Here is a 5,033-nt window from a genome sequence, read left to right as displayed (position 1 = left end):
CCTTGAGGTTGCTGGGGAGCTGCCTCTGAGAAGCGGAAGCAGGGGGCCAATGAGGGCAAGATGAGAGGCTAGGGAGCAACGACATAGCGATCCTGGGAGAGGCGCTCGTTGCCCCGATACACGCTCACCTGCAAATGCTGGGGATCCAGCCGGTGCCGCTCTACACGGATGGGCGGGATCCTCAGGGCGTGGCGGGATCCCCGTCCCAGCACGGACACGATCAGATTTTGGCCGCGGATCTGAACTCGCAAGCGCACCGGCCAAGGGAAAGGGTTGCGCAGCTTGAGGTCGGCCAAGCCGTACCAAACGGTGGCATCCAGGCCAGGGGGCACCGATTCCACCTGCCGGTAATGGGGGTGCCTCTCCACCACCTCCAGCCCTGCCAACAGAGCGGCATTGTAAAGGCTAGAGGACACCTGACAGATTCCTCCCCCAACCGAATCCAGGGTTTCGGCCACCATAAACACCGGCGCGGGCACATAGCCTCGTTCCAGGCTGCGGGGCCCCACCACTTGGTTGAAGGAAAAAATCGCTCCTGCCTGTTCCCGTGAGCGTGCTGCAGGCATGATGTAAACCCCATCCAGGCTTTGGGCGGCTTGGCGAATGTTGTGGAGCTGAGAAGGGGTACGCTCCCGCAAAGAAGTCACGTAGTGGCTTAGGGTTGTTGGCGTGGGATCCGTCCACCACAAGGCCAGAAGGGCCAGTAGCACCCCCACCAGCACAGCCAACCTCCGCAGGTCAACCCTTCCTCTCACCTCACACCTTGCCCGTCAGAAGGGGTTTCAAGGACTCCGTCCGAGTAGCGCGAGCGGGCAGTTGACGGGAGCCGGTCGCAATCACCAGCTCTTGGGCACGGGCACCTGTCGGCAGCGTGCGGGATGGGCGTAGGGCCACCAGAGCAGAGCCTTGAGCATCCACCTGAAAGTCACCACAGTGGAGGAACTCGCCATTGTCCAGCTTGAGCCAGAGGGAGTAGCGCTCCCCCGCCACCGGTTGGGGCAGATCCCGTGCGGCCAAGATAACCTCCTGCCAGTCTCCTGGGCGAAACAGCACGTTGGCCGTCCCCACCTCCCCCTGCAAATGCACCAGACGGGATCCCGGCTGTTGCAGGAGATGAGACAATGCTCGCACCGGCTCTAACTGGGCCAGTTGCAGAGCTTGCCGCAGTCGCCAGTTGTCTAAGCTGAGCAGAACCAAAATTGCCGCCACCAAGCCTCCCAACCAGCGCCACCCCACCCCAAAAGCAGGCAGTGGAGAGTGAAGGGGGACTGCCATCTCCTGCTCGCGTAAGCCGATAGCCCCCACCTCTGCCATCACCTTATCGCGCAAGCTGGCAGGCGGGAGTACTCCTGGCAATCCGTAGGGCAACAATTCCAAGGTTTCTTGCAAGGCTTGCAGTTCGGCCACCAGCCGAGGGTCTTGAGTTAGGCGTGCCTCTAGAGCACTCGCCTGCTCGGGAGACAAGTCCCCCAGCAGATAGCCGGCCAGTTCTTCCCGTTCCTCTGTTAAAGGGGGCGAGGTGGATAAGGACTCCGTCCCGCCGACGCGATCAGACATGGCCATCCCGACACCAGAACTCAACTCCAAACCTCAGAAACCCAGAAGGGCGCGCAGGGATCCCCGCAATTTGCAGAGAGCTTGGCGAGAGCGGGTCTTAACCGTCCCCAACGGGATCCCCAATTGGCGAGCAATGTCCGCCTGGCTCAACCCTTGGTAATAGAGCAACTCCAGGATCTGCCGCTGGCTTTCGGGCAGTTGGCCGAGGGCCGCTTGCACTGCTTGCCGCCGCTCCTCGATGGAAACCTGCTCAAAAGGGAGCGGGATCTTGCTATGGGACTCCGTTCCGTCAACACGAACGGCGCTGAGAAGGGTTTGCCAGCGTTTCAACAGAAGTTGGTGGCTGCCCTGAGAACGCAGACGGTCAATGGCCCGCGAGCGGGTCAGGATGCACAAAAAACTGCTCAGGGATCCCCGCCGCTCGCGCCAGCGGGACGGAGTCCTTGGATCACAGCCAACCTTGCGCCACAGCTCGACAAACACCTCCTGAGTCAGGTCTTCTGCCTCGGCCACGTGGCCCAGGATCTTGAAGGCCAGCCCATAGACCAAGCCGGCATAGCGATCGTAGAGCGCAGCCAGAGCAGCAGGTTGCCCCGCCTTGAGCGCTTCCATCAGCTCCCAATCGGCGCGGGATGACCAATCTCTCACCCGCTCACGCCAGCGGGACGGAGTCCCTGGTTGCTCACCCATGCTACACCCAGTTTCGCCCCACACAACTAGAGGATAAACCTGCCCGATCGCGCCAGCGGGACGGAGTCCTTAAGTCTACCCCCTCAGCCACGACGGGCCGCCCATTCTAGGCTGAGCAAGGCTGTGTTCACCAGCAAGGCCAGGGATCCCACCGCCAGGGATCCGGCCCAGATCTTGTCGTAGCGACCGGCCTGGGCAATGCCATCGAACAGCAGGGTGCCCAGTCCTCCCGCCCCAAACTTGGCCCCCACGGTGGCAATGGCAATGGCCACAATCGCCGCCAAGCGCAGCCCTGCCAAAACAATGGGCAGCATGAGCGGCACCTGCACCTGCCACCACCGTTGCCAGAAGTTCATCCCCATGCCCTTGGCCGCTTCCAGAATGGCAGGCTCGACCGAGCGCAGGCCCACGCAAAAGTGGCGCACCAAGATCACCTGCGTGTAGATCACCATCGCCACCACCACCGAGCGGGCATTCAGGCCAAACCAGGGCACCAACAAAATGATCAAAGCCAGGCTGGGCACCGTGTACAGGATGCTGAGGATCCCCATGACCGGCAGGGCCAACCAGCGCACGTGGTGAACCAGCAGAGCCAGCGGCACCGCCAGCACCACCGCCATGCCCAAGGTCATCCCCACCATCGCCAGATGCTCTTGGGTGAGCTGCCACATCAGGCCGGGGTGGTTGAGGAGATAGCTCACGCGGATCCCCCCTCCAGCATGGCCAAGCTGCGAATGTGATCCAAGGTCAAAACGCCGATGGCCCGCCCGTCCTCCCACACCGTCAGGGCTGCCGCCCCTGTGCGCAACAGCAGGGACAAGGCTTGCCGCAAAGTGGCCTGGGGCCTCACCATCGCTCCCTCTTGGATTTTGTGGTTGTGCGGGATCCGGGCCATCGCCGTTTCTACCCGCAGCACACTCAGTTGCCGCACCATGTCATCTGCCCCCAGCAGTTCCTTAACAAAGGGAGTAGCCGGTTGGGTGAGCAGCCGAAAGGGAGTATCGAACTGCACCACCCGCCCCTTCTGCATCACCAAAATGCGATCCGCCAGGCGCAGCGCCTCCTCCACATCGTGGGAGACGAACAGGATGGTTTTTTTCAATTGCCGTTGCAGGCGCAGGATCTCATCTTGCAGCTTGCTGCGGGTAATGGCATCGATGGCCCCAAAAGGCTCGTCCATCAGCAGCAGCCCTGGATCCCCGGCCAGGGCCCGAGCCAGACCGACCCGCTGTTGTTGTCCGCCCGACAGTTGAGCAGGGTAGCGGTTTCTGTACTCATGGGGGGGCAAATTAACCAAGCTGAGCAGCTCGTCCACCCGCTCGCGGATGCGCTCCTTCGCCCATCCCAAAAGTCGCGGCACCACCGCCACATTCTGGGCCACCGTCATGTGGGGAAACAGCCCCGATTGCTGGATAACATAGCCGATCCGCTGCCGCAGAGCCGTGACGGGAAACTGGCGGATATCCCGCCCGTCCAAGCGAATCTGCCCCTGGGTGGGATCCAGTAGGCGATTCACCATTTTCAGAAGGGTGGTTTTGCCGCAGCCAGAAGGCCCCAAAATGACCACCAACTGGCCCGACTCCACGGAAAAACTGCACTCGTCCACAGCCGGCTGGGAACTGTGGGGAAAGCGCAGCGACACCCGCTCGAACTCAACGGTGCTCACCTCAGGGCCTCGTGCAAGGGCAAGATTATTTCTTCAGGATGCCGGCTTCCACCAAGAAGGCTCTGGCCACCTCCGCCGGCTCCTTGCGGTTGCCGCTCACCTCGTAGTTCAACCGCTGCATCACCTCATCCGTCAGCAGAGGGGAGAGGGCATTCAAAGCAGCGGCAATGCCGGGGTTGGCCTCCAGGGTATCCTTGCGCACCACCGGCGCCACCTGGTAGGGGGGGAAAAGCTGCTTGTCATCCTCCAGCAGCACCAGGTCAAAGGCGGCAATTTCCCCATCGGTGCCAAAGGCCACCGCCACATCCGCTTCCCCATTGACCAAGCCCTGGTAGCGCAGGCCGGGATCCACCGCTTTGTAGGCTTTGAGCCGAAAATTGCCGTAAGCTGCTTGGATCCCGGGTAGTCCATCTTCGCGGGCTTGAAACTCCGGCGGCCCGATCATCACCAGCTCGCCCGCTTTGGCCACCATGTCCGAGATGGTGGCGATGCCCAGCTCAGCCGCTCTAGTTCGGGTCATGGCCAGGGCCTGAGTGTTGTTCATGGGGGCGGGATCCAGCCAAATCAATCGGAACCGGCTCTCGTACTCGCGGGCCACCGTCGCGTACACCTCTGCCGGGTCGCCGCTGGTGGGCAGTTTAAGCACCGTCAGCAGGCCGGTGCCGGTGTACTCTGGGTAGAGATCGATCTCGCCGCTCAGCAGGCCCGCATGAGCTACCGGCGTGCCCCCCAGGTTGAGCTTGCGCTCCACCGTGAACCCTGCCGCCTCCAGGGCCAAGGCATACATTTCCCCCAGAATAAACTGCTCGGTAAAGTCCTTGGAGCCGACGATGATGGGCCTGGCGAGGCCCCTCTGGGGAGCGAGAACAAGAACCGCCAGCCCCGACAGGGCTAGCAGGGCCAAGCGACGAGTGGTTTTCAGCATAGACAAGGTGAGAAGGGATCCCAAACTCAAGATCAAGGGGCCCTGCCAAGAGAGTTCCGGCCTGGGCCAGGAAGTTTTGGCTGTCAAACCACCATTAAACCATTATTTTCCCTGAGCCTTGACATACTCCCCTGCCTAAAGGCAGGGGATTCTGGTTCCTGGTTCTGCGACAGCACTTACCGTGTCAGGTTGCCC

The 5,033-nt window shown here is 61.8% G+C and carries 6 protein-coding genes; all 6 read right to left on the bottom strand.

Annotated features, from left to right (window positions below):
- Nucleotides 1–68: 68 nt before the first annotated feature.
- Entirely contained in the window at nt 69–755 is a 687-nt protein-coding gene (locus NW816_RS13830) for a VanW family protein (RefSeq protein WP_414409538.1), read from the bottom strand.
- 1 nt (nt 756) lies between these two features.
- The gene (locus tag NW816_RS13825; RefSeq protein WP_414409537.1) at nt 757–1,557 is read right to left on the bottom strand and encodes an anti-sigma factor domain-containing protein; all 801 of its coding nucleotides are present in this window, start codon (nt 1,555–1,557) and stop codon (nt 757–759) included.
- A 33-nt stretch (nt 1,558–1,590) separates the two neighbouring features.
- Complete coding sequence (locus NW816_RS13820) at nt 1,591–2,247, bottom strand: sigma-70 family RNA polymerase sigma factor (RefSeq protein WP_414409536.1); 657 nt, start codon at nt 2,245–2,247, stop codon at nt 1,591–1,593.
- Nucleotides 2,248–2,330: 83 nt separating this feature from the next.
- Nucleotides 2,331–2,948: an ABC transporter permease gene (locus tag NW816_RS13815; RefSeq protein WP_414409535.1), complete on the bottom strand. Its 618-nt coding sequence runs from the start codon at nt 2,946–2,948 to the stop codon at nt 2,331–2,333.
- Entirely contained in the window at nt 2,945–3,913 is a 969-nt protein-coding gene (locus tag NW816_RS13810) for an ABC transporter ATP-binding protein (protein WP_414409534.1), read from the bottom strand. Before NW816_RS13810 ends, NW816_RS13815 begins: the two co-directional genes overlap by 4 nt.
- Before the next feature lie 25 nt (nt 3,914–3,938).
- On the bottom strand, nt 3,939–4,874 hold the full coding sequence (locus tag NW816_RS13805; RefSeq protein WP_414409533.1) for a glycine betaine ABC transporter substrate-binding protein: 936 nt from the start codon (nt 4,872–4,874) through the stop codon (nt 3,939–3,941).
- Between the last annotated feature and the right edge of the window lie 159 nt (nt 4,875–5,033).

This window comes from Synechococcus sp. W55.1 (assembly GCF_047461655.1).
Classification (GTDB): domain Bacteria; phylum Cyanobacteriota; class Cyanobacteriia; order Thermostichales; family Thermostichaceae; genus Thermostichus.
The sequence above is the reverse complement of the archived record's forward strand: the minus strand, read 5'-3'. Positions and strand labels throughout refer to the sequence as shown.